This window comes from Calidithermus roseus, assembly GCF_003574095.1.
GTDB classification, from domain to species: domain Bacteria; phylum Deinococcota; class Deinococci; order Deinococcales; family Thermaceae; genus Calidithermus; species Calidithermus roseus.
Window position 1 is genome coordinate 18,067 of record NZ_QWLA01000016.1, and the last position, 26,097, is coordinate 44,163.

Consider the following 26,097-nt stretch of genomic DNA (forward strand, 5'->3'; position numbering starts at 1 on the left):
TTCAATGCCTATGCGTGCGGCTGTAATTACCCAACCCAGAACCCTCGAGGTGCTCGAAGTCCCCACCCCCACCCCAGGCCCCGGACAGGTGCGCGTCCGGGTGGGGGCCACCGGGGTGTGCGGCACCGACTTGCACCTGTTCGACGGGCACTTCCACGCCCGCTTTCCCCTGATCCCCGGCCACGAGATTGCGGGGGTGATCGACCAGGTGGGCCCTGGCGTGAGCGATCTGCAAGAAGGCCAGCTCGTCGCGCTGGACCCGGTGATCTCCTGTGGGCAGTGCTGGGCCTGCCGACGGGGACAACGCCAGCACTGCCTGCGTTTCGAGGCTCTGGGGGTGACCCAGGCCGGGGGCTTCACCCAGTACGTCGTGGCTCCGGCTACCAACGCCTATCCCGTACAGGGCCTCAGCGCCGCCGAGGCGGCTTTCGCCGAGCCGCTGGGCTGCGTGGCCTGGGGCATTCTGCGCCTGCGCCCCGAGCCCGGCAGCAACGCCCTACTCTTCGGCGCTGGCCCCATCGGCCTGCTGCTGATGCAAGCCCTGCTGGTCTCAGGGGTGGCGGAGGTGACGGTCGTTGACCCGGTAGTCGAGCGGCTGGCGTTGGCGAAGACCCTGGGGGCAAGCCACACCGTACAGAGCGGCCCGCCCATGGCCCAGGCTCTACGCGACCTAAAGCCCCACGGTTTCGACATCGTCGCCGAGGCCACCGGCCTTCCCGGTGTGGTGGAGGCCATGCCCCAGTACGCCGCCGTAGGAGGCAGGCTGCTGATCTTCGGTGTGGCCCCCGAGGAAGCCACCGTGCGCCTGAGCCCCTACGACATCTTCCAGCGAGACCTCAGCCTCATCGGCAGTTTCTCGCTCAACGGAACCCTCCCCCTGGCCCTGAGCTGGCTCGAGAGCGGGCGAATCCAGGTGAAACCCCTCATCAGCCACCGCATGCCCCTCGAGGACTTGCACAAAGCCCTGAAGTACAAGGAGCACCCCGGCATGGGCGAGGCGCTCAAGGTGATGATCATCCCCGAAGGGTAGGTACTTCACATGGTGCTGGAGAAGTTCAGACTAGACCAACGGGTAGCCGTCGTCACCGGTGGGGCACGGGGTATCGGCCTGGCCATTGCCACTGCCCTGGCTGAAGCCGGGGCCAGCGTGGTGATCGCCGAGCTCGAGCCGGACATTGGCCAGCGGAGTGAGCGCGAACTCAAAGCCAGAGGGCTAAAAGCCGAGTTCCGCCCTCTGGACGTGACCCAATCGGCCCAGGCCGATGCGCTGGCCAAAGCCCTTTTCGCGGAATATGGGCGGGTGGACATCCTGGTCAACAACGCCGGAATCTGCCGCAACACCCCCGCCCTGGAAACCCCCGATGCCGAATGGCTACAGATCTTCGATATCAACGTCAACGGGGTCTTCTGGTGCAGCCGGGCCTTTGGCCGGGGAATGGTGGCCCAGGGCAGCGGCAGCATCATCAACATCGCTTCGATGTCCGGCCTCATCGTCAACAAACCCCAGCCCCAGGCGGCCTACAACGCTTCCAAGGCCGCCGTGGCCCACCTCACCCGTTCGCTGGCCGCCGAGCTAGCCCCCTTCGGAGTGCGGGTCAACGCCATCTCCCCCGGTTACATCGGCACCGAGATGACCCGGCGGGGCCTCGAGACGCCCGAGTGGCGCAGGGATTGGCTGGGCCTGACCCCCATGGGGCGGCTGGGCGAGCCCTCGGAAGTCGCCACCTGTGCGGTGTTTTTAGCCTCAGAAGCCTCGAGTTACCTCACCGGAAGCGAGCTGGTGGTAGACGGTGGATACACCATCTGGTAGGAAGAGCCATGCATACCCTGATTGCGAGCCCCCATCAAATTGACTGGGTAAAGGCCCCCCCAAGCACACCCCAGGCGGGCGAAGCGCTGCTCCAACCCCTGGCGGTGGGTATCTGTGGTTCGGACCTTCACGTCTTCGAGGGTCAGCACCCCTTCGTGAGCTACCCCGTCTACCCCGGTCACGAGGTCGCCGCCAGAGTCGTCGCGGTGGGTCCAGGCGTTGACCCCTCCTGGCAAGGGGCCCTCGTGGCCCTCGAGCCCTCCCTCACCTGTGGACGCTGCGAGCCATGCCGCAGCGGGCGCTATAACATCTGCGAGAACCTCAAGGTGATGGGTTTTCAGGCTCCTGGTGCGATGGCGGAGCACTTCGTGAGTCCCGTTCAGAACCTTCACCGGCTACCCGAGGGCTTCGACATCGAGCTAGGTGCGATGATCGAACCCCTCGCGGTGGCCGTACACGCCGCTGCCCTGACCCAGGTTCAGGGCAGGAGAGTGGCCGTGCTGGGCGCAGGGACCATCGGGCTGCTGGTCGCCCAGGTAGCCAGGGCCTATGGAGCCGCCAGCGTGGAGGTGGTGGACCTGCTCGAGCCCCGCCGTCGCGTGGCCGAAAGCCTGGGGTTGCAGGCCAAAACCCCCGACTCGGCGAAGTACGACGTGATCTTCGAGTGCGTGGGCAGTGAGAAGGCCCTCGAGGCCGCCATCCAGGGCATCCGCAAAGGCGGCATGATCATCGTGGTAGGGGTGTACGGCCAACCCGTCACCCTCAACGCCGGGCTGATCCAGGACTGGGAGATTGGCCTCAAGGGCAGCCTGATGTACACCTTTCACGACTACCAGGAGGCCACTCGCCTGTTCGCCAGTGGACAGGTGCAGGGCAGAGCGCTCATCACTCACCGCTTTGCCCTGCCGCAGGTGCAGCAGGCATTTCGTGCCGCATTAGAGCGGGGAAAGGCCCTCAAGGTGATGTTGCTGGCGAGCTGAGCACGGGGGCTGCGGCGAGCATCTCATCTACCAGCGCCAGACCCTCCTCGATGATGTCCAGGCCGTACTTCAGTTCCTCCCGGTCGATCACCAGCGGCGGGCAGACCCACAGCATGTTGAAGCGGCTGAAGGCGTAAACGTACTTGGATTTGAGGTATCCGGCCAGCTTCTGCATCTGGGGGGAAGTGCCGTTGAAGGGGGCCAGGGGCTCCTTGGTGGCCTTGTCGCGCACGAGCTCGAGCACGCTGAACAGCCCCTTGTAGCGCACGTCGCCCACGCAGGCGTATTTGCGCTTCATGGCCTCGAGCCGCTCGGCGAGGTAACGCCCCTGCACCTCGGTGTTCTCGAAGAGGTGTTCCTCCTCGTAGACCGAAAGGTTGGCCACCGCCGCCGCGCAGGAGACCGGGTGGCCCGAGTAGGTCAGGCCGCCCCAGAGCATGTTGTTCTCGAAGTAATCGGCGATAGGCTGACTCACGATCACGGCCCCTAAGGGCATGTAGCCGCTGGTGAGGCCCTTGGCGCAGGTGACGATGTCGGGCTTGATGCCGTAGTGCTGGGTGGAGAGCCACTTTCCCGTGCGCCCGAAGCCCGACATCACCTCGTCGGTGATGAGCAGGATGCCGTACTTATCGCACAGGGCGCGCAGCTTGGGATAGTAATCGTCCGGCGGGACCAGAAGGCCGTTGGAACCGGTGATGCCCTCCACCATGATGGCCGCGATGGTGTGCGGGCCTTCCATCTGGATGACTTCCTCGATGTGGCTCACGCACTCGCGCTTGCAGCTATCGACGGTTTTGCCAAAAGGACACCGGTAGCAGTAGGGGTCGAAGACCCGCACGATGCCGGGGATGCCCGGCTCCACCGGCCAGCGGCGGGGGTCGCCGGAGGCGGTCATGGAGCCCATGGTGGCCCCGTGGTAGGAGCGGTAGCGGGTGATGATCTTGTCGCGCCCGGTGAAAAGCCGAGCGATCTTCATGGCGTTTTCGTTGGCCTCGGCCCCGCCCAGCGTGAAGAAGCTCTTGGCCAATCCCGTGACCTCGGCCAGCTTCTTGCCCAGCTTGCCCCTCGGCTCGGTGGCGAAGGAAGGCCCGGCGAAGCAGAGTTCATCGACTTGTTTCTTGATGGCCTCGAGCACCTTCGGGTGCTGGTGCCCCACGTTGATGTTGATGAGCTGGGAGCTGAAGTCGAGCCACTTGTTGCCATCGCCGTCCCAAAACCACACCCCCTGAGCCCTGGTCATGTGGATGGGGTTGGCAGCGCTCTGCACCGACCAGGAGAAGAGGGTGTAATCGCGGTTCTCCTGGATGACTTCCGACGAGGGGCGTTCCATTAAAGACCTCCTGTGCCTTTGTTCCCCCAATGGTAGCCCCGCTAGGCGAGGACACGCAATGGACAGAGTGTAAAAGGGCGGGCTAGCGCTTGAGCAGCTCGAGCGCCACCCACAGCCCCAGGCGGCGCTCGACGTTGTCCAAGTCGCCCAGCATGCCCTGGAGTTGCTCGAGGCGGTAGTAGATGCTCTGCCGCCGCACCCCCAGACGCCGGGCCGTTTCGGCGATATTGAACTGGGAAGCCAGCAGGGCTTCGAGCGTCGAGAGCAGCGTCGAACGCGGGCGGCTGGGCAGGGAGAGGACGGGGCCGAGCTGACGCTCGAGGAATCCCTGGCTCCGGCCCGTTTCGATCAAAGCGTCCAGGAGGGACTCGAGCAAAGGTTCCTCTCCCCTCGCCACGTGGGGTCGCAGGATGCGCTCGTGAGCGGCGCGGGTGAGTTCGGCGAAGCGGACCTCCGAGCGGAAGACCAAGATGGGGAACTCCAGCAGCCGTGCCGTCTGCAGCAGTTCGGCGGGCACCTCCCGCATCCACTGCACCAGTTCCAACGCCAACCCGTGCGCCCCGGCCTGGGCCAGCGCGCGCAGGTAGCCGACCTGGGCTTCCGGAGTGGCTCGAGCCAGCTCCAGCCCCGTGGAAAGCAGCAGTTCCCCGCCCGACAGGAAGCGCCAGGCGTCCATCACCTCCGCGACGTGGACCCAGGTGACGACCTGGTCCAGCCGGGAGTGGCCCGACAGGAGTTCTGCCCCAGCGAAGGGGGGCAGCTCGAGGATCTGACGCAGGGTGGGCAGGCTCATGGGCGAAAATCCACCGTCGTATCCGAGTCTACGGCAAACCGAGTTCAGGCCCCTCGAGCAGGGGTGTCCGTGGGGATTTTACTTCGCTCAGGGAAATTCGAGTCGCACCATGACCGTGTCGCCCTCCCCCAGGCTCTCCGCCTCGCGAACCTTGTCCTTGAGCGGGAGAAGGTACAGGCCGTCTTTCGGGAACAGCGAGGTCTTCCACTCGGTTTTGCCGATGCGCACCCTCACCGGGATCACGCCCCAGCCGTAGGTCAGCAAGCTCGACACGCTCTTGATGAGGCGGCTCTCCTCCTGGGGAACGGTGACGAAGTAGAAGGGGGCGGGGCCGCGCCACTCGAAGACTTCGCCGCTGAACTCGAGGCCCACCGGCTCACCCCCTAGCCCTGGCCTCACCACGTCTCCTGCCGCCATACGCCCCAGACCACCTTTTCCTCCTCCTCCTCGCTCATCACGTAGCCCATCGCCTTGAGCGCCAGCTTGATCTGGCCGAAGTGATAACCCTCGTGCCAGAGCATGTGCTGGAGGAGCAGGAGGGGATGGTCGTAGCTAGCGTGCCCGCCCTTCATGGGCTGCCCGCTGTGCAGGCGGTCCTTCACCGCCTCCCCGACGGCTCGGGCACTGTGCTTCAGGGCCTCCTCGATGCGCCTGGGGTCGCGCTCGGGCAGCCGCTCCGCTCCCTCCTCGTGGAACAGCGAAGACAGGCTTCGAGCGAACTCGGGGGCGGTGTGGGAGAGCCAGAAGAGCCGGGTCTGGTGGAGGTGGGAGAAGGTGAACGCGACGGAAGGGCTGCCCTCCATCGGCCTAGCGTCCATCCCGCCCTCCGGCAGGGCGTGCAGCAGGTTGAGCAGGATGGTGTTGTTGCGGTCCCACGAGTCCAGCAGGGCCTCGAGCAGGCCCAGGTCGGGCGCTTTTACCATGACAACCCCCATTCGCTTACGCAGTAAACGTGCCAGGGATTACGATATCATCGTATTTCGCCCGCCGCAAGCCCCGCAAGCGAGGCGGCTTCGAAAACTAGCCCCGCTCGAGAATCCAGCGCATGGTCTTGCTGGCGAGCTTGTCGAAAGCCCGCACGGCAAGCTCGAGGTGCTCTTCCTTGGTGTCTTCGATCTTGTTGTGGCTGATGCCGTGCAGGGACTGGGTGAACATCATCACCGTGGGGATTCCCGCCCTGGCCACCTCCGCCGCGTCGTGCAGGGGACCGCTGGGCAGACGGTGGGAGCGGCCTGCGACCTCCTGGATGGCCTGGTCACAGAACTCGATGAGGTCGGGGTGGAAGAGGATGGGGTGGATGCGCCAGATGAGGCTCCACTCGGGCTCGCTCAGCCCGCCCTCGCGGGCGAAGCGCTGGCTGGCCTCGACGGCTTCGGCCTTGAGCCGGGCGAGGGCCTGGGCGTCGAGGTGGCGCTGGTCGAGGGTGATGGTGCAGTCGGCCACCACGCTGGTCACGATGCCCGGCTTGGTGACGCAGGAGCCGATGGTGCTCACCCCGCCGTTGCGGTCGGTGATGCGGTAGATCTCCTCCGCCATCTTCGCCGCGGCCAAGAAGGCATCCTTGCGCTTGTGCATGGGCGTGGAGCCGGAGTGAGCGGCCTGGCCCAGGAAGCGGATGGCGTGGCGCTCGACCCCGAAGGTGCCCAGCACCACGCCCAGAGGCAGGTCCATGTCCAGCAGCACCGGCCCCTGCTCGATGTGCAACTCGAGGTAGGCCGCGGCGTTCTTCTGCTCGGACCTCGCCTCCAGCATCCGGCTCATCTCCACCCCGCAACGCCGCAGGGCCTCCTCCAGACGAATCCCGTCCTTGTCGGTGCGATCTTTCTCGGCTTCGGGATCTAGGGTGCCGGAAAAAGCCGACGAACCCAGCAGGCTGCGCCCGAAGCGGGCTCCCTCCTCGTCGGCCCAGTCCACCAAGCGCACGGTGACGGGGGGCCTGCCCCCGTACTCCTCGGCGATGCGGCGCAGCACCTCGAGGCCCGCCATCACGTTGAGGCAACCGTCGAGCCAGCCCCCATTGGGCACGCTGTCGAGGTGGCCGCCCATCAGCAGGGCTTTCTCGCTCTCTCCGCGCAGCGTGACCCAGTTGTTCCCGGCGGCGTCCTGATGGAACTCCACCGGCAACCCTTCAAGCTTTGACCTGAACCATTCGCGAGCCTTCAGCCAGGTCTCGGTCCAGGCTACGCGCTGCGCCCCGTTCTCATCGGCGGTAAGCGCCCGGAGTTCTTTGAGTTCGGCAATGGTGCGTTTGGGCTCGAGCATGACTCCTCCGAAGAAGGGGGGCGAAGCTCGAGCCTCGCCCCCACAGCTAAGTGCCTCCAGCGTATGTTTATCCTTTTCGGAGCCCCACGGCAAGCGCAAGCGCGTGCTGGAGCAATCAGACAGGGTTAGGCGTGTATGCGTTTGACAAGCTCACCGTGGGGTGACTTAGCGTAGGGACGATCGCCGCAGTCGTCCACTGGCCTATTTGTAGTCGGTGGCCTTCTTGCCGGTGGCTTCCTCCCAGGGGCCGTAGTCCACAACCTGGCGGGGCGGGTCCTTGGTCAAGATGCCCTGGTCGCGCAGCAGCTTGACCGAGGCCTGGAAGTCGGCGGGAACCAGGAAACCGGCCCAGCCCTTGGTGGTGGCCCCGGCGTTGTAGAGCTTGGCGATTTCGGCCATCTGCCAGGTCTGGTGGCCCTTGGCGTCGGCACGGGTGCCCGAGCCCTTGCAAGTGTTGCCGCAGAAGGGCAGCACGTACTTCTCCACCGTCTCGGCCTGGTTCTTCACCGCCCAGTCCCAGCCCTGCAAGGAAGCTTTGATCAGGCGGGCCGCGACCTGCCGCCCGGTGAGGCCCGAGCCCTTGAAGTTGCGGTCGTTGAGCACGCGCTCAGTGGTGAAGATCAGGTCTTCCAGCAGGTTGATGCCCTCGTCGGCCAGCTTGAACACGTCCACCTTGCTCTCGTCGTAGCCCAGCCCCGCGATCTGGTTGACCTCGTTGTAGGTCATGGCCGAAACCAGTTGCACCTTGTCCGGGAAGACCAGCGAGGGGTCAAAGGGGTAGCTCACCGCCTTGACGTCGGGGTTGGCGGCGCGGGGGTCGAGCGAGGAGGTCAGGCCGCACTTGCGGAACAGCGCCACCGCCGGGTACTCGTTGCCCGAGGGCCACACGCCCACGCTCTTGCCCTTGAGATCCTTGCACAGGTCCTTGACGCCCGTGGACTTCAGCGCCACCAGCGTGAAGCCCGAGCGCTGGAAGATCTGAGCCAGGTGCACCACCGGGATGCCGCGCTCGCGCGCGACGAGCAGGTCGGCGATCCAGGTGGTGCCGAAGTCGGCGGCGCCCGACTGCACGACCTGGATGGGCGACTGGTCGCCCGCGGGCAGCAGGGTCACGTCGAGCCCCTGAGCCCGGAAGAAACCCCGCTCCTTGGCCACGAAGAAGCCTGCGAACTGGGCCTGGGGGAACCACTTGAGCTGCAGGTTGACTTTGACCAGGTTCTGCTGGGCCATCCCCAGCGACGCGAGTCCCATGACCAGAACTGCCAATACAACCGTCCACTTCCTCATTCTCTGACCTCCTGCATGAGCCGTGCGATGAAAGCAGCCTTTAAAGGTACCAAGATACGTAGTCCTCCGAGATTCACCTCCTAGATTGCCGATAGTCGATAGCTTATAGCCCATAGCCTCCAAAAGTCTCCTTGTCATTAGCCACGGGCTATCGGCTACTCCCTGAACGAAACGTGCCAGCCGGTCATCCGGCGCTCGAGCCAGGCCACCAGGCCGTACCAGGCGATGCCGATGACCGAGGCCACGATGATGGCCGACCACACGATGTCAAAGCCAAAGCGCCCGGCCTCGATCTGGATGCGGAAGCCCAGCCCCTGTCCGCCCGCGCCGAAGAACTCGCCCACGATGGAGCCGATCATGGCCAAGGTGGTGCCGAGCTTGAGGGCGTTGAAGATGAAGGGCAGAGCGTTGGGAATGCGCAGCCACCAGTACTGCTGGGCATTGCTGGCCGCGTAGGAGCGCATGAGGTCGAGGGAGAGCGGGCTGACCTCGGTGAGGCCGCGGAAGGTGCCCACCACCACCGGAAAGAACACCGTGATGGCCACGATGGCGGCCTTGGAGGGCCACTCCAGCCCCATCATCTTCACCAGCACCGGGGCCAGCGCCACGATGGGGATGCTCGAGAAGGCGGTGGCATAGGGCAAGAAGCCGCGCTCGAGAAACACGAAGCGGCTTACCAGCAGCGCGGTCACCACGCCCAGGCCACAGCCAATGAGGTAGCCGGTGAAGGCCTCGAGCACCACCGTCTGGTAGGCGTCCTGCAAGAGCACGTCGCGCACGGCCCACAGCGTGGCGAAGACCCGCGTGGGCGTGGGGATCAGGCCCGCGGGCACCTGGTACGCCCGCAGCAGCGCCTCAACCGTCAGGAGCAGCAGGGCCAGGGTGAGCCCGGCCGGGATGAAGCCGACGAGCGGGCCGGTGCGGACGGCGGCGACGAAGTTCGCCACCCGCGCCACCCCGTAAGCCGCCGCCGCGAAGCCCGCCAGGATCAGCAGTTTCTGGCCCGTCCCCGCGAGGTCGCTGCGGTCCCACCAGCTCCAGGTGAACAAGGCCAGCAGGGCGAAGCCCAGCCCCACCGCCGCGACGCCGAGCCAGGGCAGGGGACGGGCCGCGGGCGAGGGGCGCCCCACCTTCAGCGCTTCCATGGCGTCACCACCCTCTCGAGCCACCCCACCAGCGCCACCAGCACGATGCCCAGCACCGCCGAGGCGATCATGATGACCCAGGTCGCCACCACGTCCGCGGCGCGGGAGTTCTCGGCGAGCATCTTGCCGATGCCCTGAAAGCTGATGGTGGAGATCTCGGCCACGATGGCCCCGATCAGGGCAGCGGTCATAGCCACCTTGAAGGCGGTGAAGAGGTAGGGCAGCGAGGCCGGGAAGCGCAGCTTGAGGTAGGTCTGCCAACTGCTGGCGTTGTAGGTCTTCATCAGGTCGAGGGAGAGCGGGTCGGGGCTGCGCAGGCCCTTGGCCACGCCGATGGCGATGGGGAAAAAGGCGATGTAAGCGGCGATGATGGCCTTGGGGATCCAGCCCTGCACCCCGTACTGGCCCAAGAGAACCACCAGCATGGGCGCGATGGCGATGATAGGCACGGTCTGCGAGGCCACGATCCACGGCAGCAGCGAGCGCTCGAAAGCCCTCGAGGCCACGATCCCGATGGCGAAGAAAAAGCCCACCACCGTCGCCAGCAAGAGGCCCACGAGGGTCTCGAGCGCGGTCACCGCGGCGTTGAGTGGGATGGCGTTGGGCGAGTTGAGGGGAAAGAGCAGGTTGGCAAAGCCCTTCCAAAGCTGCTGCGGCGAGGGCAGCACGGGGCTGCGCAGCTGGGTAGCGCACTCCAGCGCCGAGTCGCACTCCAGCGCCGCGCCGCTGTCGAGCGCCCGCTGGGCCACCGGGAGGTTGGCGAAGAGCATCAGCGGGTAGTACAGCAGCGCGATGACCAGGGCCACCACGAGCATAGGGACGAGGTTGGGCGAGCGCAGGCGAGCGAGCATAGGGCCTTATTTCACCCCGCTGGGGATGGCGTTGACGAAGCCGGCGAGCGAGGCGCTGTCGAGCAGGCCGGCGGCCTGGAGTTGCTGGGCCATCTTCTGCAGCTTGGCAGTGTTGACGTAGCCGAGCCCGTTCTTCTGGGTATCGGGCGTGACCATGATCTTCCTGATCTGCTCGAGGCCCGCCAGCTCGAAGGCAATGTCGAGGTTGGGGTTGTACTTGGCGAGAATTCTGCCGGCCTCCTGGGGGTTGTCCAGCGCGTAGCGGAAGCCCTTGTAGCGGGCCTGGACGAACTTCCGGACCTCGCCCGGGTACTTCTTCAGCACGTCCTCGGTGGTGAAGAGTACGTTCTCCGGCCAGTCCACGCCGAATTCCTTGTAGCTGTAGAGGTAGTACTTCTCCTTGGCCTGCTTCTGCGCCACCATGACCTCGTTGTAGATCATGGCCGAGGCATAGGGGTACTGTTTGGCCAGCCAGCCACCCAGCGTGGCGGGGTCGCCCTGCTGGTTGACGACCTGGATCTGCTTCTCCCAGCCCTTGCCCACCACAGCCTTGATGGGCTTGTCGTAGCCGATCCAGGTCGCGAAAGTGCCCTTGATGTCGGCGGGCTTGGCGATGGGCTGCCAGGAGAGGATGCGCATGGCCGACTCCTGGAAGTCGGCGGCCACGATCACCAGCGGCAGCTTCTGCTTCTGGCGGGCCTCGAGCAGGTTGTAGGGGTAGTCGATGCCCAGCACCAGCTTGCCCGCCTTGGCCTCGGCCATCACCCGGTCGATGGGCGAGAGCCCAGGACCGCCCGGCACCACCGTCACGTCCAGGCCCACCTCCTTGTAGAAGCCCTTGTCCACGGCCACGGGGTCGCCGATGGACTCGGCGTGGATGAACCACGACTCGATGATGGTGGCCTTCGTCAGGTTGCCCTGGGCTAAACCCCACAGCCCCCACGCCAGTAGCCCCGATGCCAGCCCCGCGAATGCTGCTGTCTTCCTCATGCCGACCTCCTCCTGAATAAGCCCATAAGCTGCTTCAACCCCTCCGGGTCATCTCGAGGTGCCAGCCCACGAAGCGCCGCTCGAGCGCCGTGAGCACCCCCAGCAAGATCCAGCCCACCAGCGTGCAGAACACCGCCGCCAAAAAGACCCGCGCGGTGTTGCCCACGTAGCGCGAGTCGAGGATCATGAACCCCAGGCCCTGGAAGGCCCCGAACAGCTCGCCCACGATGGCCCCATTCACCGCCGCCATCGCCGCCCCCTTGAGGCTGGTGAAGATGATGGGCAGCGCGAAGGGCAGCTTCAGGTAGCGCACTCGCTGTACGAAGCTCGCACTGTAGGAGGTAAGCAACTCCTCCTTGGTCGCGTCGGTGGAGACCATCCCCTTGTGCACGAAGTAGACCAGCGCGAAGAAGGCGTACAGCGCGGCGATCGCCACCTTCGAGCCGATGCCATTCACCCCCAGCCACACCACCACCAAGCTCGCCAACGCCACGAAGGGGATGGAGTTGAGGGTGGATACGGCGCGGAAGGTGAAGTCCTCGAGCCACTCCGGCAGCACGATCAAAAGCAGCGCGGCCAGGTGCGCGACCAGGGCGCCCAGCAGGAAGCCCAGCACGATCTCCTGGGTGGTGATCCAGGCGTGGGTGAGGACGAGGGCCGGGGTCTTGAGGAACTCCTCGAGGATGCGCGAGGGAGCGGGCAGCAGGAAGGGCGAGTTGTACAGCCGCGCCCCCAACTCCCACAAGACGAGGGCCACCACGGCGAACACCAGCCAGCGCACGCCCTCGTTCTTCCACAGCGGGGGGGCTTTGCGGGGGGGATGTACGGCCCTGGCCATGCCTCACCTCAGGAATCGGACTTCCTGGCCCTGCACGTAGGAGACCTCGGGCCGGGTCTCGGCCACCACTTTGCCGCGCTTGAGCACGTAGCGGCGCATGGGCAGCGTGCGCAGCGCGTCGTCCTCGGTGGGGACCGGCCATACAATGAGGTCGGCGGGGTTGCCCACCGCGACGGCGTGCCCCTCCAGGCCCTCGCTACCTCGCACCAACCGGTTGTGCCAGATGGCGGCGGGACGAGAGGTGAGCATGGGGAAAAGCTGCTCGCGGTCCTCGCGCCCCGACATTAGCCCGTAGTGCAGCAGCACGAAGGCAGTGTGCAGGGGGTCGCCCTTGCCCATGGGATACCAGGGGTCCATCACCGAGTCGTGCCCGGCGGCCACGTTGACCCCGGCGGCCAGCAGCTCCTTGACCCGCGTGAGGCCCCGCCGGATGGGGTAGTGGTCGAATCTCCCCTGCAGCACCGCGTTGTCGGGCGGGTTGCAGATGACGTGCAGCCCGGCCCGCTTCACGTTGCCGATGAGCTTGTCAGCGTAGGCGTTGTTGTAGGAGTGCATGGCGGTGGCGTGCGAGGCCGCCACCCGGCCCGAGAGCCTCAGGCGCAGCGTCTCGGCGGCCATGGTCTCGAGGAAGCGCGAGTGGTCGTCGTCGGTCTCGTCGCAGTGGATGTCGACGGGCAGGCCGCTCTCGTGGGCGAGCGAGAGCGCGAACTTCACGTTCTGCACGCCGTACTCGCGGGTGATCTCGTAGTGCGGGATCCCCCCGATCACGTCGGCGCCGAGCTCGAGGGCCTGCCGCACCAGCGCGTCGCCACCCTCGAAGGAGAACATCCCCAGCTGCGGGAAGGCCACAATCTGGATGTCGATGAGCCCCTTTACCTCGGCTTTGATCTCGAGCAGGGCCTTGAGCGCGGTGAGGCTGGGGTCGCACACGTCGACGTGGGTGCGGATGTGGGTGACGCCGTGGGCCACGAACCACGGCAGCACCTTGAGCACCCGCGCGCGCACGTCCTCGCGGCTGAGCCGCCCCACCCGCTCCGCCCAGATGGCGATGCCCTCCCACAGCGAGCCCGAGCGGTTGGGCCGGGGGTCGCCCTCGGTGAGGATGGCGTCGAGGTGGATGTGGATCTCGTAGAAGCTGGGGCTCACCAGGTTGCCCTCCGCCGAGATCTCCTCGCCCCCGTGCAGCCTCGGTTCGATGGCGGCGATGCGCCCGCCCTCGAGGCCGATATCCACCAGGCCCTCGCGTCCGGTAAGGCGTGCGTCCTTAATAACCAGGTCCATATATTTCGTCCCTACTCCTGCACCTCGAAGCCGTGCCCCTTGCGCAGGGCCTCGCGCACCTGCGTGGCGATCTCGAAGAAGCGGGTGGTCTCGCGGGTCTCGAAGCTGCGCGGCTGGGGGAGGTCCACGGGGATGACGGTCTCGATCTTGCCGGGGCGTGGGGTCATGACCACGATGCGCGTGGAGAGGAACACCGCCTCGGGGATGGAGTGGGTGACGAAGATAACGGTCTTGCCGGTCTCGCGCCACAAGCGCAAAAGCTCGAGGTTGAGGTTCTCCCGCGTGATCTCGTCGAGGGCGCCGAAGGGTTCGTCCATGAACAAGAGCTGCGGGTCGAAGGCCAGCGCGCGGGCGATGCTCACCCGCTGCTGCATGCCGCCCGAGAGTTGCCAGGGGTAGTGGCGGGCGAACTTCTCCAGCCCCACCAGCGCCAGCATCCGCTCGGCGCGGGGTTTGTGCTCGGCCTTGGGCACGCCCATCACCTCCAGCGGCAGCATCACGTTCTGCAGCACGGTGCGCCACTCCATGAGGGTGGGGGCCTGGAAGACGTAGCCGTAGGCCCGGCTCTTGCGCGCCTCCTCCGGGGTCTTGCCGCCGATGCGGATACTGCCCGAGGTGGGCCGGATTAGGTCGGCGAGCAGGCGCAGCAGGGTGGTCTTGCCGCAGCCCGAAGGCCCGATGAGCGAGATGAACTCGCCTGCGGCGACCTCGAGGCTCGCGTTCTGCAGGGCTACGGTGCCGGTGGGGAACACCATCGACACGTCCTTCACCGACACCAGGCTGGCGGCGCTGGGGGTTGGGTGGGGGTTGGGCTGGGATTGGGTCACAGGCACCTCAGAAGTACATCGGCTCGCGCCGCAAGAGCTTGCCGCGCCCCTTCTCGCCCACGAATTGGCCCTCGCGCACCTGTACCTTGCCCCGCACCGTCACCACGCTGGGCCGCCCGTCGATCTCGAAGCCCTCGAAGCCGTTGTAGTCGTTGTTCACGTGCTGGGTCCTGGCCGAGATGACCCCCTGGTAACTGGGGTCGTAGACCACCAGGTCGGCGTCGGAACCCACAGCAATCGTGCCTTTACGCGGGAAGAGCCCGAAGAGCTTGGCGGCCTTGGTGCTGGCGGCGTCCACGAAGCGGTGGAGGTCGAGGCGGCCCCGGCTCACCCCGTAGGTGTAGAGCAGGTTCACCCGGTCTTCGATGGCGGGGATGCCGTTGGGGATGGCGGTGAAGGCGTCCTTGCCCAGCAGCTTCTGTGAGGTGTCGAAGGGGCAGTGGTCGGTGCCCACGGTGTCGATGAAGCCCTGGGCCAGCGCGTCCCACAGCGCCTTCTGGTTGCGCTTGTCGCGCAGGGGCGGGGACATGATGTACTTCATGGCCTCCACCCCGCCCCGCTCGGCGTAGGTCTTGTCGAGCAGGAAGTGGGGGATCACCGACTCGATGTAGATGGGCACGCCCCTCGCCTTGGCCGCCATGGCCGCCTCGAGCGCGGGCTTACAAGAGAGGTGCACCACGTAGCCGGTGGCCCCGGTGGTCTCGAGGAAGGTGGCGAAGCGGTTCGTCCCCTCGGCCTCCACGGACTCGGGGCGGCTGGGCTCGTGCCACTCGGGTCCGGTCTTGCCCTCGGCCAGGAGGCTCTGCTGCAAGCGCCCCACCAGTTCGGCGTTCTCGCAGTGCGCGGTGACGATGACGCCTAGCTCCTTCGCCAGCCTCATCGTCTGGTACATCTCCCCGTCGTCCACGCCGAAGAAGTTCTTGTACGACAGGAAGATCTTGAAGGAGTTGATCCCGTCGGCCACGATCTCGCGGAGCTCTCCTTCGGTCTTGTCGTCGAACTTGGTCACCGACATGTGGAAGGTGTAGTCGCAGGCGCTGTTCCCCTCGGCCTTGCTCTTCCACAGGTGGTAGCCCTCGAGCGCGTCGTCGTTGCGGTTGGGGCAGCACATCTCGATGTAGGTGGTCGTACCCCCGATGAGCGCGGCGATGCTGCCGGTCTCGTGGGTGTCCTTGGCAAAAGTCGCCATGAAGGGCAGGTAGATGTGCACGTGGGGGTCTATGAAACCGGGGAAGACGTACTTCCCCGCCGCGTCGATGACCTCGGTGCCGGGTGGGGCCTCGAGGTTTTGCCCGATGCGGGTGATGGTTTCATCTTCGACGTAGATATCGGCTTTGTAGCGCGAATCCGCGGTGACGATCTCGCCGTTTTTGATCAGGAGTCCCATATCCACCTCGCTCTACTCGAAAACACCACGGTAAATCTGCGGCAGCGTGAGGCCACCACCTAAGCAGGGCAAGGGAATCTCGCCGTCTCCGGTCAGGTCCCGCTCCTGCCAGTGTCCCTCAGAATCCCGCCAGCAGTGCCGGACGAAGAGGCTGTCTTGGTCAACGATCAGGTAGGTACGCAGGCTGGGGATGCGAGTGTACTCGAGCCGTTTCTCCCGCAGGTCGATGCTCAGGGTCGAAGGGAAAAGCACCTCGACCAGGTTGCAGGGCTCAGTTTCGTAGTATTCGTTGGGCAGGGTTTTGTCGCACACCACCATCACGTCCGGGTAGTAGAAGGCCTGTTCGGTGTCGTAGCCACCCTCCTTGCCTACCCGAAGCTTCATGCCCTCCAGGTAAACCCGGCATGGCCTGTCCTGGGCCATCTGCCAGCACAGGGCGTGAATGTTCCCCGCGATGCGGTTGTGGCGGCTGCTCCCACCCGCCATCGCGTACACCTGCCCCCCCACGTACTCCCGACGCACGGGGGAGGCCGGCTCGCTGCTGAGGTACTCCGCGACGCTCATGGGCTTAAGGACGGGCTTGAGCATGGTTAAAGTCTAGTGGATCTCGATCCCCACCTCTTTCCGATAGCGCTCCATGGCCTCCCAGTCCGTGCCCACCTCGGGCCGCTCGCGGGTGAGCTGGTCCCAGGTGATGCTCGCGCGCCCCGAGGGCACCTCGACCATGGTGATGCAGCCGTCCACCGGACAGACGTTGTGGCACAGTCGGCAGCCCACACAGTCCTCCTCGCGCACCACGGGTTGCGGGCGGGTGGAGACGGCTTCGTGCTTGCCGTTCGAACGCACGTCGTAGCTGTAAGGCTGTACCACGTTCCCGCTCGCGTCCACAAGGTCGATGCACTGGTGGGCGGTGTCGTTGCAGGCCACGTAGCAGAGGTTGCACTTGATGCACTTCTCGAGATCGATGCGGGCGACGGCGCGGAAGGCGAGGTCGAAGTCCTTGAAGTCGGAGATGCGCCAGAGGCTCTTGCCTACGACCTCATCCACCGTCTTGAAGCCCTTGGAATCCATCCAGCTCGACAGCCCATCGCACAGGTCCTCGATGATGCGGTAGCCGTAGTGCATGACAGCGGTGCAGACTTGCAGGCTGCTGGCCCCCAACAGTAGAAACTCCGCCGCGTCTTTCCAGGTGGAGATGCCGCCCATGCCGCTGATGGGGATGCCGCTCTTGGCTACTTCGGGCGTGGTGGCCACCTGGGACAGCAGGTGCAGGGCGATGGGCTTGACCGCAGGCCCGGCGTAGCCCCCGTGCCCGCCCTTGCCACCGATGTTGGGGGTGATCTCGAGCGTGTCCAGATCCACCGCGACGATGGAGTTGATGGTGTTGATCAGGCTGATGGCCTGCGCCCCTCCGGCTACGGCGGCCTTGGCCGGGTAGGAGATGTTGGTGATGTTGGGGGTGAGCTTGACGATGACCGGGATTTTCGCCACCGAGGTCACCCAGCTCGTGATCTGCTCGCAGTACTCGGGCACCTGGCCCACCGCACTGCCCATGCCGCGCTCGCTCATGCCGTGGGGGCAGCCGTAGTTGAGTTCGATGCCGTCGGCGCCGGTGTCCTCGATCCTGAGCACGATGTCGCGCCAGGCCTCGGGCGTCGACTCCACCATGGCCGAGACGATCACCGCACGGTCGGGCCAGTGACGCTTGACGTCGCGAATCTCCCGCAGGTTGACCTCCAAAGGGCGGTCGGAGATCAGCTCGACGTTGTTGATGGCCAGCATCTTCTGAGAGCCGTAGTGCCACGCGCCGTAACGGTTGGACACATTGAGCACGGGTGCCCCAATGGTCTTCCAGACCGCTCCACCCCAGCCGTACTCGAAGGCCTTGTGGATCTGCGCCCCCGAGTTGGTCGGCGGGGCCGAGGCCAGCCAGAAGGGGTTGGGGGACTTGATACCCGCGAAATTGATGCGAAGGTCAGCCATACTCGCTCCTTTCTAGGGAAGGTGAAAAGTGGAAAAGGTAAAAGGTCAAAAGTAAAGTCCAGGTCTTCACCCTTTACCCTTTTGACCTTTTCACCTCAATCATCCGCCGCCGCGCGTAGCGGCACCAGTTTGCGGTGGATGGCAAAGGCCGCCAGTTTGCCGTCTTCTACGGCCATCACCGTCGAGGCCGAGCCGCGCGAGCGCACGCAGTCGCCGCCCGCGTACACGCCGGGGAGGCTGGTCTCGAAATCGTCGCTCACCTTGATGTAGCCCCGCTCGGTCGCCAGCCCCAGCATCTGGGCCAGGACGGGCTTCTCCTGTCCGATGGCTTTGACCACCTGGTCGGCGGGCAGCACGAACTCCGAGCCGGGCACGGGCACTGGCGCAGGGCGGCCCGAGGCGTCGGGTGCGCCGAGTTCCATCCGCACGCACTCGAGGCCCCTCACCCTGCCGCCTTCCGCGATGACCCGCACCGGCTGGGTGAGGAAGCGAAACTCGATGCCCTCCTTCTTGGCGAACTCGTACTCGTGGAGGTAGGCGGTCATCTCGGCGTCGGTGCGGCGGTAGACCATCGTCACGCGCTGTGCCCCCAGGCGCTTGGCGATGGTGGCGCAGTCGATGGCGGTATTGCCTGCGCCGATGACCACCACGTTCTGGCCCACCTCGAGGCCATGGGGGTCCAGTTTGCTCTTCTCGATATAACCAAGGCCGTCGATGATGTGCTCCTCACCGGGAATGCCCATAGCGGGCACCGCACCCAGGCCCACGCTGAGGAACACCGCGTCGTACTCCCGGCGAAGCTGATCGAAGGAGAGGTTCTTCCCCAGCTCCATCCCGGTCCGGACCTCCACCCCCAGACGCTTGACCATCTCCACCTCAGCCAGCGCAACCTCCACCGGCTCGCGCAGCCGGATGATGCCGTAGGTGGAAAGCCCGCCGGGAAGCTCGCGCTTCTCGAAGACCGTGACGCTGTGGCCCAGCTTGGCCAACTCGCCCGCGCAGGTCAGCCCAGCGGGCCCTGCCCCGATCACCGCCACCTTCTTGCCGGTAGGAGGGCCGGGCTCAAAGACGTCGATACCCCGCTCGTAGACGTAGTCAGTGGCGTAGCGCTGCAAGCGCCCGATCATGATGGGCCTCTCCTCGGCGTTCAGCACGCAGGCGCCCTCGCACAGCTCCTGCACCGGGCACACCCTGGCACACGTAGCCCCCATCAAGTTGGCCTCGAGGATGGTGCGAGCCGCGCCCACCACGTTCTCGCTGGCAATTTTCTTGATGAACTTGGGGATGTCGATGTGGGTGGGGCAGGCATGGGTACAGGGCGCGTCGTAGCAGTAAAGACAGCGGTTGGCTTCCACGGCTGCCTCGTGGTCGGTGAGCGGCGGGTAGTACTCCGCCAACACCTCCTCAGGCCGAATGATCTGGCGATTGTTCACGTCTGGCCTCCTGCGGGGCCACCGGCCCCCCGATCCTGCAGAGCTAAGGGTTGGTTTGTGCTAAGGCTAGGGCTTCCCGAAGGGAAGACGCAATGGACAAAGTGTCCAAAAATCGTGAGCGGGCGCAGAAATGGCCCGCCGCACGCAGACGCAATTTTTTCCAACACACGACAAACCCTCCAGCGCCCTTTATCCAGGCCCCGGAACCGACTATCCCCTCCTCCCATGAAATGCGGCACACAACCTCCGGTGTGAATAATCACCAAGAAGGTCCGAGCCCTCACGGGAGCTGACTTAACCCTGGCTCTATGCTTCTATGTCCCGACGGAAACTGTCAAGGGTATGCCCGGCGCTTCACTGCATAAGTTTGCGCCAAAGTTCACTTATCGCAGGTGCGTGTACCTCAACTTTTCTCAGAAAGGGTATAGTTCGGTCTATGAGGCGTTTTCTTCTCTCCATCGCCCTAGGCGGCCTGTTGACTGCGTGCAGCTTCGCTCCTCTGGTGATCCACATCGAGGATTACGACACCGACGTAGGCTTGCTCGGCAACAGCAAGGTGGTGTTCCAGAAGGCCAAGCAGAACCAGACACCGCCCACCCCCGTCAAGTCGATCGCCATCGAGGGGGAAGTCACCTACCAGCAACAAGACATCATCCTGGAGTTCTTCGCATCCGACGGACCTCCCTGCACCAACCAACCCATTAGCGGCGTTTACGTCTGCGACCTCAGCAGCGACTTCGAGAGCGTGGGTGAGGTCGGCTTTGCCAGCGGAGCTAAACAAAGCTTCCAGTGGAGCGGCAGCGAGCTCACGGCGGGCACGAACAAGGGGAGCCTCTACCTGGGCGTGCGGCTCAAAAGCGGCCTGCTCACCGGAGGCAGCCTCCTGTTTCGCAACATAGTCGCCAAGGTCGTCATCTTCTAAGTACCCCACGGGAAGCTTCGCGTCTTGGATTGGCTCAATATCTATCGATCTTCACCGTCACCGCGCCAACAAACGCTTCCCGCGGGGGCCCCAGATGTAGGGAAAATCAAACGGAGGGTTAAAATACTGGCGTGCTGAGCCAGACCCTCGAGGGCACCGTCCTACAAGCCCAGGCGCTGAGCATCCACGGTGCCGTGTTCTACGATCTGCTCCTGCAAACTGCTGAGGGCTCCAGGCGCGTGCGCTTCCAGGACACCTTCCTCTCCCCTGCTCCGCAAGCAGGGGAAAAGCTGCGCCTGGAGCTGATTCTGGGCAACGTCAGCAGCGTCGAGCGCGTGCCGTGAGGCCAGATCCAGCCAGACCCCTTGCTGCGTATGTAATTCCAAAACACCCCTAATCACCACCGACCCCGAGTAAAAGGGGTTCAGCATATCTGATAAAGGAAGACTCAAGTTCTCTAAGTGTGTCTTCTGACCCTATTGCGACGGAAGCGGGTTGTAGAATCCGAATAAGTCGTTCTTTCCCGCCGCAGAGCGACGGTTGAACAGGCGGGCTACGGAGGAAACGAATGCGTCTTGAATTGCCGGTCATTCCCTTGCGCTCGACGGTCATCCCGCCCCATGCCACCGCTCCGGTGGAAGTGGGTCGTGCGAAGTCCAAGCGAGCAGTGGAGGAGGCCCTGGGGGCCGACCGGCTCATCTTCCTGGTGGCGCAGCGCGACCCCGAGGTGGATGATCCGACCCCTGACGATCTCTACAGCATTGGCACTTTGGGGGTGGTCAAGCAAGCCATGCGGCTGCCGGATGGCACGATGCAGGTCATGGTCGAAGTTCGCAGCCGGGTACAACTGCTCGATTACATCGCCGGGCCCTACCTGCGCGCTCGTGGCGAGGTGCAAAACGAAACCCCGCTGCGCGACGAGACGCTGGGCCGGGTGCTGGTCGATGAGATCAAGGATGCCTTCGACCGTTACGTTGCCGGGCACAAGTCGCTGCGGCTGGACCGCTACCAGCTCGATAACCTGCGGGCTACCAGCGACCCCGCCGTGCTGGCCGACACCATCACCTTCCACGCCACCTGGAGCGTGGAGGAAAAGCAGGCCGTGCTCGAGGCCACCGACCTCGAGGCCCGCTTGAAGAAAGTGCTGGAGTTCCTCACGCGCGACCTCGAGCGCTTCGAGATGGATAAGCGCGTCTCGCAGCGGGTCAAGGAGCAGATGGACCAGAACCAGCGCGAGTACTACCTGCGCGAGCAGATGAAGGCCATCCAGAAGGAGCTCGGTGGCGAGGACGGGCTGGGCGACCTCGAAGAACTGCGCGGCAAGATCGAGGCCGCCGGGATGCCCGAGGCCGTCAAGCAGAAGGCCCTCAAGGAGTTGCAGCGCCTGGAGCGCATGCAGCAGGGCAGCCCCGAGGCCACCGTGGCCCGCACCTACCTCGATTGGCTGGTCGAGGTGCCCTGGACCAAGGCCGATGACGAGGTACTCGACATCAACAGAACCCGCGCCGTGCTCGACGAGGACCACTACGGCTTGCAGGACGTGAAGGAGCGCATCCTCGAGTACCTGGCCGTGCGCCAGCTGACCCAGGGCCTCGATGTGCGCAACAAGGCCCCTATCCTCGTACTCGTAGGGCCTCCCGGCGTGGGCAAGACCAGCCTGGGCCGCTCCATCGCCCGCAGCATGAACCGCCAGTTCTACCGCATCTCCCTCGGCGGCGTGCGCGACGAGGCCGAAATCCGCGGCCACCGCCGCACCTACATCGGGGCGCTGCCCGGCAAGATCATCCAGGCCATGAAGCAGGTCGGGGTGATCAACCCGGTGATCCTCCTCGACGAGATCGACAAGATGAGCGCCGACTGGCGCGGCGACCCCGCCAGTGCCATGCTGGAGGTGCTCGACCCCGAGCAAAACAACACCTTCACCGACCACTACCTCGACGTGCAGTACGACCTCTCCAGGGTCTTCTTCATCACCACCGCCAACACCCTCCAGACCATCCCGCGGCCCCTGCTCGACCGCATGGAGGTCATCGAGATCCCCGGCTACACCAATTACGAAAAGCACAACATCGCCAAACAATTCCTGCTGCCGCGCCAGATCCGGGAAGCCGGGATGGAGGGCAAGCTCTCCGTCAGCGACGCGGCCATTGACCGGGTGATCAACGAGTACACCCGCGAGGCTGGGGTGCGCAATCTCGAGCGTGAGCTGGGCAAAATCGCCCGCAAGGGGGCCAAGAACTTCCTCGAGTCCCCCTGGGAAGGCCAGCGCCTTGTAGACGCCCCCGAGGTTCCCGCCTACCTCGGCATCCCCAAGTTCCGCCCCGAGAAGGCCGAGAAGGAGCCCAGCGTCGGCACCGCGCAGGGGCTGGCCTGGACTCCCGTGGGCGGCACGCTGCTGACCATCGAGGCCGTGGCCGTCCCCGGAACCGGCAAAATCGTGCTCACCGGCTCGCTGGGCGAGGTGATGAAGGAGTCGGCTCAGGCCGCTTTTACCTACCTGCGGGCACACGCCCAGGAGTGGGGCCTGCCCGAGGACTTCCACAACAAGTACGACGTCCACGTGCACGTGCCCGAGGGGGCAACCCCCAAGGACGGCCCCAGTGCTGGCATCACCATGACCACCGCTCTCGCTTCGGCCCTCTCCCGCCGCCCCGCCCGCATGGACATCGCCATGACCGGCGAGATCACCCTGCGCGGCAAGGTGCTGCCCATCGGTGGGGTCAAGGAGAAGCTGCTGGCGGCCCACCAGGCTGGCATCAGCAAGATCATCGTGCCCAAGGAGAACGAGGCCCAGCTCCAGGACCTCCCCGAGGAAATCCGGCGGGGGCTCGAGATCACCCTGGCCGAGGACGTGAGCGAGGTGCTCAAGACCCTCCTGCTCCCCGAGCCCGTCATGCCTGTGGTGCAGCCCGGCGAGAACCGCCCCCAGCCTGGCGCAGGCGCGTAAAACCTTCGCGAGTATGCGGCGTTTTGTCCTTAGCGTTTGACCTTCGACGGGGGAGCATCAGGCATAATCAGGGTCATGGGTCGCGTTATCGCCTTCGTGGTTATTACGGCATTGCTCCTCATCGCCTGGTTCGCCCTTCTGCACCGCTACGGCGGTTAAAGCCGTGCCAGCAAGCGCCTGGCATACAGCGGAGCATAAAAGTAAGCCGCCGAGCCAAAGCCGGTGATGGCGTAGCCACCGGGGATTTCCTTGAGGTAATCCCCGTCAAGGCGATAGCGCACGCTGCTCCAGCTCGAGCGCCACTCGGGCCGATACCCCAGCAGTTGCTCGGCACCCGAGAGCAGCCACTCGACTTCCTGCGGCTGGATCTGGTGAGGCGAATAGCGCTCCCGGTGCGGCAGGTAGCTCCCTCCCAGGCTATGCCCGGCCACGTAGACCCCGTAGGAGCGGGCCTGCTTGAAGTGCTCCCGCGTGATGAGCACCGAGCCCGGCGTGAAGCGCCCGCCGAGCCCGGCCAGGTGGGCCCCGCTGGCCCCACCGGCGTAGACCAGCACCTCGCCCGTGAGGCTCCGCCCGTCCTCGAGCCACAGCGTGTTCCCCTCGAAGCGCTCCACGCCGGCCCACACGATGTCCAGGCCCTCGGCCAGGCGGTGCAGGAGGGGGGTGGACTCGAGCCAGCCCGCGCTCTGCAGGTACAGGCCTTCCTCGAGCCACCGGTGGGGGATGCTGCGGCCCTCGAGCCGCGCCCGCCACGCCTCCCGCTCAGGCCGAGGCACCGGGCGCAGGATGCCGCGGCGCACGGGGGCGAAGCGGGGATAGAAGCCCCAGAGGGCCTCGAGGGCTTCCTCGGCCTCAGGGGCCACCGAGCCGCGCTTGCCCCGCACCGGGTTGAGCAGGGGCTCAGGCACCCGGCTGGCGTCGCCTAGCTCCCGGCTGACCACCCGCACCCGGTGCCCCGCCTCGTGCAGGAGCCGGGCCGCAGTCAGGCCCGCGATGCCCGCCCCCAGAACGATGACTTCGGCGACCGGCTGGCTCACGGCGGGGGCGGCTCAGGCGCGTTTGGGGTAGAAGACGTAAACGGCGTCTTCCTTGCGGCACAGGTTGCGACTGGCGAGGAGTTCGAGCGTCTGCCTGGCCTGCTCCAACGGCATCCCCACCGCCTGGGCGAGTTGCTCGGCGGTGATCCTGCCCCCTTTGCGCCACGCGACCTGCATGGCTACACGCTCCCGTGCGGCAGGCCCGATGCCTCCGAGGTCGAGCCGGAGGTTCCAGTTCAGCGCGAGCCAGCCCGCCAGGAGGGCAAGGAGGCTCGAGACGGCAAAGCTCGGGAGGTTCCAGCGGAAGGTGGCCAGACTCACGGCAAAGACCGCCGCCCCCACGAGCCCGGCGATGAGAAAGCGCGGTTGCATGGGTTCAACATACCGCTGCAAGGCCCCGCAGGCTAGGGGTGAGAAGGAGGGCAGGCACAGGAGGGTTTATCCCCCCTAACCCCCCTTGCTAAGGGGGGAACAAGGCGCCTTGCGTTTGGCGTTTCGCGCCCGGCGTTCAACCCACCGCCCTACGCCATCACCAGCGGTATGGTGGCGGCCTCCTGCGCACCCACCACTTCCCCAAACAGCATGTGCGGCGTAGCCTGCTTGACCTCGACCTGGTAGAGCCCTGGCACCGGGGCCTGGGCCGCCGGGATCAGGACCGGGTGGTTGCCCCGGTCGTGGCCTTCGGCATAGCCCTCGTCCTTGGCGCTGCCGCGCACGAGCACCTCGACAGTGCGGCCCACCCACTGCTGGTTCTTCTTGTAGCTCCACTCCTTCTGGCGCTCGATCAGGCGTTGCAGGCGCTCGACCTTGACCTCGCGGGGCAAGTCCTGGAAGTGCTTGTAGCTCGGCGTGCCGGGGCGCGGGGAGTAGATGAACATGTAGGCCGAGTCGTACTGGACCTCGTCGTAAAGCGACAGGGTCTGCTCGAAGTCCTCCTCGCTCTCACCGGGGAAGCCCACGATGATGTCGGTGGAGAGCACCATGTCGGGGATGGCCTCCTTGATGGCGCGGATGCGGTCTAAGTACCACTCGCGGCGGTACTCCCGTCCCATGCGGCGCAGGACCCGGTTGGAACCCGACTGCACCGGCAGATGGATGTACCGGCACACCTGGGGCGTCTCGGCGATGGCCGCAATCACCTCGTCGGTGAAGTTGACCGGGTGAGAGGTAGTGAACTTGATGCGGGGAATGCCGACCTGGCCCACCATCCGCAGCAATTGGCCGAACTTGGGGAAGCCCGGCTGGTCGTTGCCGTAGGAGTTGACGTTCTGGCCCAGCAGCGTCACCTCGAGCACCCCCGCCGCCTTGAGCTGCTCGAGTTCGCGCAGGATCAGGTCGGGGTGGCGGGAAACCTCGGGCCCGCGGGTGGTGGGCACGATGCAATAGGTACAGTGGTGGTTGCAGCCGCGGATGATGCTCACGAAAGCCGAGAGCTGGCCCTGCGGGGCGGGAGGCAGGTGGTGGGTGAGTTCCTCGCGGAAGGAAAGGTCCCAGAAGCGGCTTTTGGCCTCGAGGGCCTTGCCGATCTCGGTGAGGGCACCAGGGCCCAGGAGCACATCCACGCCGAACTTGCGGGCCATCTGCTGGCCTTCTTCGAGCTGGGCCAGACAGCCCATCATGCCCACCATCAGGCCCCGCTTCTCCTTCTCCTTGCGCAGCTCACCCAGCAGCGAACGAACTTTCTCCACCGGCTTTCCCCGCACCGCACAGGTGTTGATCAGCACGAAGTCGGCCTCGGGGATAGAATCGACAAACTGTGCACCGATAGAAGCGAGTTCCGACCTGACCAGGTGGGTGTCGTACTCGTTCATCTGGCATCCGTAGGTGATGATGTGAGTCTTCATTCGTACCTCAGCGGCTTGCCGGAGGGATTCCGGGGCCTAAAGACGGTAGCTCAGGGGCCACCAGCGTTTCCAAGTGTATCAAACAGACGCCAAACGCCGATAACCGAAGGCCCCTGGGCCCCTGGGGGATAAGACCATGAACTACCGACG

The 26,097-nt window shown here is 65.4% G+C and carries 25 protein-coding genes; 6 read left to right on the forward strand and 19 right to left on the reverse strand.

The features are described 5' to 3' along the window. Positions 1-10 precede the first annotated feature (10 nt). From Mrose_RS05805 to Mrose_RS05815, 3 genes are read left to right on the forward strand one after another with little or no spacing between them, the layout of a single operon-like run. A complete protein-coding gene (locus tag Mrose_RS05805; protein WP_119276482.1) occupies positions 11-1,030 on the forward strand; it encodes a zinc-dependent alcohol dehydrogenase family protein in 1,020 nt (339 codons plus the stop codon). Positions 1,031-1,039: 9 nt separating this feature from the next. Further along, positions 1,040-1,810 (forward strand): SDR family NAD(P)-dependent oxidoreductase, encoded by a 771-nt coding sequence (locus tag Mrose_RS05810; protein WP_119276483.1) that lies wholly within the window; start codon positions 1,040-1,042, stop codon positions 1,808-1,810. Between the two features lie 8 nt (positions 1,811-1,818). Further along, complete coding sequence (locus Mrose_RS05815; RefSeq protein WP_119276484.1) at positions 1,819-2,790, forward strand: zinc-dependent alcohol dehydrogenase; 972 nt, start codon at positions 1,819-1,821, stop codon at positions 2,788-2,790. Here the strand turns inward: Mrose_RS05815 and Mrose_RS05820 are convergent. The 16 genes from Mrose_RS05820 to Mrose_RS05895 form a co-directional block, all read right to left on the reverse strand. Beyond that, positions 2,765-4,120, reverse strand: coding sequence for an aminotransferase class III-fold pyridoxal phosphate-dependent enzyme (locus Mrose_RS05820; RefSeq protein ID WP_119276485.1), 1,356 nt, complete (start codon positions 4,118-4,120; stop codon positions 2,765-2,767). The two genes, Mrose_RS05815 and Mrose_RS05820, sit on opposite strands and share 26 nt — an antisense overlap. A gap of 82 nt (positions 4,121-4,202) precedes the next feature. Continuing rightward, positions 4,203-4,913 (reverse strand): PucR family transcriptional regulator, encoded by a 711-nt coding sequence (locus tag Mrose_RS05825; protein WP_119276486.1) that lies wholly within the window; start codon positions 4,911-4,913, stop codon positions 4,203-4,205. Between the two features lie 87 nt (positions 4,914-5,000). Next, entirely contained in the window at positions 5,001-5,312 is a 312-nt protein-coding gene (locus Mrose_RS05830; protein ID WP_245969584.1) for a DUF1905 domain-containing protein, read from the reverse strand. After that, a complete protein-coding gene (locus Mrose_RS05835; RefSeq protein WP_119276488.1) occupies positions 5,309-5,836 on the reverse strand; it encodes a DinB family protein in 528 nt (175 codons plus the stop codon). Before Mrose_RS05835 ends, Mrose_RS05830 begins: the two co-directional genes overlap by 4 nt. Before the next feature lie 97 nt (positions 5,837-5,933). Next, the gene (locus tag Mrose_RS05840) at positions 5,934-7,175 is read right to left on the reverse strand and encodes a Zn-dependent hydrolase (protein WP_119276489.1); all 1,242 of its coding nucleotides are present in this window, start codon (positions 7,173-7,175) and stop codon (positions 5,934-5,936) included. A gap of 201 nt (positions 7,176-7,376) precedes the next feature. After that, a complete protein-coding gene (locus Mrose_RS05845) occupies positions 7,377-8,462 on the reverse strand; it encodes an ABC transporter substrate-binding protein (RefSeq protein WP_119276490.1) in 1,086 nt (361 codons plus the stop codon). Positions 8,463-8,617: 155 nt separating this feature from the next. Continuing rightward, the gene (locus Mrose_RS05850) at positions 8,618-9,607 is read right to left on the reverse strand and encodes an ABC transporter permease (RefSeq protein WP_119276491.1); all 990 of its coding nucleotides are present in this window, start codon (positions 9,605-9,607) and stop codon (positions 8,618-8,620) included. Further along, complete coding sequence (locus tag Mrose_RS05855) at positions 9,595-10,458, reverse strand: ABC transporter permease (RefSeq protein ID WP_119276492.1); 864 nt, start codon at positions 10,456-10,458, stop codon at positions 9,595-9,597. Before Mrose_RS05855 ends, Mrose_RS05850 begins: the two co-directional genes overlap by 13 nt. A 6-nt stretch (positions 10,459-10,464) precedes the next feature. After that, on the reverse strand, positions 10,465-11,448 hold the full coding sequence (locus tag Mrose_RS05860; RefSeq protein ID WP_119276493.1) for an ABC transporter substrate-binding protein: 984 nt from the start codon (positions 11,446-11,448) through the stop codon (positions 10,465-10,467). Between the two features lie 34 nt (positions 11,449-11,482). Continuing rightward, positions 11,483-12,286, reverse strand: coding sequence for an ABC transporter permease (locus Mrose_RS05865; protein WP_119276494.1), 804 nt, complete (start codon positions 12,284-12,286; stop codon positions 11,483-11,485). Between the two features lie 3 nt (positions 12,287-12,289). Next, positions 12,290-13,567 carry a cytosine deaminase gene (locus Mrose_RS05870; RefSeq protein WP_119276495.1) on the reverse strand — a complete coding sequence of 426 codons (1,278 nt, stop codon included), beginning with the start codon at positions 13,565-13,567 and terminating at the stop codon, positions 12,290-12,292. 11 nt (positions 13,568-13,578) lie between these two features. Further along, the gene (locus Mrose_RS05875) at positions 13,579-14,394 is read right to left on the reverse strand and encodes an ABC transporter ATP-binding protein (protein WP_245969587.1); all 816 of its coding nucleotides are present in this window, start codon (positions 14,392-14,394) and stop codon (positions 13,579-13,581) included. Between the two features lie 7 nt (positions 14,395-14,401). Continuing rightward, positions 14,402-15,781, reverse strand: coding sequence for a dihydropyrimidinase (gene hydA / locus Mrose_RS05880; RefSeq protein WP_119276497.1), 1,380 nt, complete (start codon positions 15,779-15,781; stop codon positions 14,402-14,404). Between the two features lie 12 nt (positions 15,782-15,793). Next, entirely contained in the window at positions 15,794-16,369 is a 576-nt protein-coding gene (locus tag Mrose_RS05885) for a Uma2 family endonuclease (protein WP_119276498.1), read from the reverse strand. Positions 16,370-16,378: 9 nt separating this feature from the next. Then, positions 16,379-17,764, reverse strand: coding sequence for an NAD-dependent dihydropyrimidine dehydrogenase subunit PreA (preA, locus tag Mrose_RS05890; RefSeq protein WP_119276499.1), 1,386 nt, complete (start codon positions 17,762-17,764; stop codon positions 16,379-16,381). A gap of 95 nt (positions 17,765-17,859) precedes the next feature. Beyond that, on the reverse strand, positions 17,860-19,197 hold the full coding sequence (locus Mrose_RS05895; protein WP_182482691.1) for an NAD(P)-dependent oxidoreductase: 1,338 nt from the start codon (positions 19,195-19,197) through the stop codon (positions 17,860-17,862). A 436-nt stretch (positions 19,198-19,633) separates the two neighbouring features. Here Mrose_RS05895 and Mrose_RS05900 point away from each other — a divergent pair, with 436 nt between their 5' ends. The 3 genes from Mrose_RS05900 (at position 19,634) to lon (ending at position 23,066) form a co-directional block, all read left to right on the forward strand. Continuing rightward, the gene (locus Mrose_RS05900; protein ID WP_119276500.1) at positions 19,634-20,119 is read left to right on the forward strand and encodes a hypothetical protein; all 486 of its coding nucleotides are present in this window, start codon (positions 19,634-19,636) and stop codon (positions 20,117-20,119) included. A 131-nt stretch (positions 20,120-20,250) separates the two neighbouring features. Continuing rightward, the gene (locus Mrose_RS05905; RefSeq protein ID WP_245969593.1) at positions 20,251-20,463 is read left to right on the forward strand and encodes a hypothetical protein; all 213 of its coding nucleotides are present in this window, start codon (positions 20,251-20,253) and stop codon (positions 20,461-20,463) included. A gap of 224 nt (positions 20,464-20,687) precedes the next feature. Continuing rightward, complete coding sequence (gene lon / locus Mrose_RS05910) at positions 20,688-23,066, forward strand: endopeptidase La (protein ID WP_119276501.1); 2,379 nt, start codon at positions 20,688-20,690, stop codon at positions 23,064-23,066. A 155-nt stretch (positions 23,067-23,221) separates the two neighbouring features. On the opposite strand, the gene Mrose_RS05915 is transcribed toward lon, so the two are convergent. From Mrose_RS05915 to miaB, 3 genes are all read right to left on the reverse strand, one after another. Further along, positions 23,222-24,103, reverse strand: a complete 882-nt coding sequence (locus Mrose_RS05915) for an FAD-dependent oxidoreductase (protein WP_119276502.1) — start codon at positions 24,101-24,103, stop codon at positions 23,222-23,224. A gap of 12 nt (positions 24,104-24,115) precedes the next feature. Then, positions 24,116-24,475 (reverse strand): hypothetical protein, encoded by a 360-nt coding sequence (locus Mrose_RS05920; RefSeq protein ID WP_119276503.1) that lies wholly within the window; start codon positions 24,473-24,475, stop codon positions 24,116-24,118. A gap of 149 nt (positions 24,476-24,624) precedes the next feature. After that, the gene (gene miaB, locus Mrose_RS05925; RefSeq protein WP_119276504.1) at positions 24,625-25,947 is read right to left on the reverse strand and encodes a tRNA (N6-isopentenyl adenosine(37)-C2)-methylthiotransferase MiaB; all 1,323 of its coding nucleotides are present in this window, start codon (positions 25,945-25,947) and stop codon (positions 24,625-24,627) included. Between the last annotated feature and the right edge of the window lie 150 nt (positions 25,948-26,097).

What these genes read in the sequence shown, in the direction of transcription:
- Mrose_RS05815 (WP_119276484.1), top strand. Translation starts at nt 1,819, where the DNA reads ATGCATACCCTGATTGCGAGCCCCCATCAAATTGACTGGGTAAAGGCC.
- Mrose_RS05805 (WP_119276482.1), top strand. Translation starts at nt 11, where the DNA reads ATGCGTGCGGCTGTAATTACCCAACCCAGAACCCTCGAGGTGCTCGAA.
- hydA (WP_119276497.1), bottom strand. Translation starts at nt 15,781, where the DNA reads ATGGGACTCCTGATCAAAAACGGCGAGATCGTCACCGCGGATTCGCGC.
- Mrose_RS05870 (WP_119276495.1), bottom strand. Translation starts at nt 13,567, where the DNA reads ATGGACCTGGTTATTAAGGACGCACGCCTTACCGGACGCGAGGGCCTG.
- Mrose_RS05920 (WP_119276503.1), bottom strand. Translation starts at nt 24,475, where the DNA reads ATGCAACCGCGCTTTCTCATCGCCGGGCTCGTGGGGGCGGCGGTCTTT.
- Mrose_RS05860 (WP_119276493.1), bottom strand. Translation starts at nt 11,448, where the DNA reads ATGAGGAAGACAGCAGCATTCGCGGGGCTGGCATCGGGGCTACTGGCG.
- Mrose_RS05835 (WP_119276488.1), bottom strand. Translation starts at nt 5,836, where the DNA reads ATGGTAAAAGCGCCCGACCTGGGCCTGCTCGAGGCCCTGCTGGACTCG.
- Mrose_RS05850 (WP_119276491.1), bottom strand. Translation starts at nt 9,607, where the DNA reads ATGGAAGCGCTGAAGGTGGGGCGCCCCTCGCCCGCGGCCCGTCCCCTG.
- Mrose_RS05900 (WP_119276500.1), top strand. Translation starts at nt 19,634, where the DNA reads ATGAGGCGTTTTCTTCTCTCCATCGCCCTAGGCGGCCTGTTGACTGCG.
- preA (WP_119276499.1), bottom strand. Translation starts at nt 17,764, where the DNA reads ATGGCTGACCTTCGCATCAATTTCGCGGGTATCAAGTCCCCCAACCCC.
- Mrose_RS05825 (WP_119276486.1), bottom strand. Translation starts at nt 4,913, where the DNA reads ATGAGCCTGCCCACCCTGCGTCAGATCCTCGAGCTGCCCCCCTTCGCT.
- lon (WP_119276501.1), top strand. Translation starts at nt 20,688, where the DNA reads ATGCGTCTTGAATTGCCGGTCATTCCCTTGCGCTCGACGGTCATCCCG.
- Mrose_RS05840 (WP_119276489.1), bottom strand. Translation starts at nt 7,175, where the DNA reads ATGCTCGAGCCCAAACGCACCATTGCCGAACTCAAAGAACTCCGGGCG.
- Mrose_RS05810 (WP_119276483.1), top strand. Translation starts at nt 1,040, where the DNA reads ATGGTGCTGGAGAAGTTCAGACTAGACCAACGGGTAGCCGTCGTCACC.
- Mrose_RS05885 (WP_119276498.1), bottom strand. Translation starts at nt 16,369, where the DNA reads ATGCTCAAGCCCGTCCTTAAGCCCATGAGCGTCGCGGAGTACCTCAGC.
- Mrose_RS05855 (WP_119276492.1), bottom strand. Translation starts at nt 10,458, where the DNA reads ATGCTCGCTCGCCTGCGCTCGCCCAACCTCGTCCCTATGCTCGTGGTG.
- miaB (WP_119276504.1), bottom strand. Translation starts at nt 25,947, where the DNA reads ATGAAGACTCACATCATCACCTACGGATGCCAGATGAACGAGTACGAC.
- Mrose_RS05820 (WP_119276485.1), bottom strand. Translation starts at nt 4,120, where the DNA reads ATGGAACGCCCCTCGTCGGAAGTCATCCAGGAGAACCGCGATTACACC.
- Mrose_RS05845 (WP_119276490.1), bottom strand. Translation starts at nt 8,462, where the DNA reads ATGAGGAAGTGGACGGTTGTATTGGCAGTTCTGGTCATGGGACTCGCG.
- Mrose_RS05865 (WP_119276494.1), bottom strand. Translation starts at nt 12,286, where the DNA reads ATGGCCAGGGCCGTACATCCCCCCCGCAAAGCCCCCCCGCTGTGGAAG.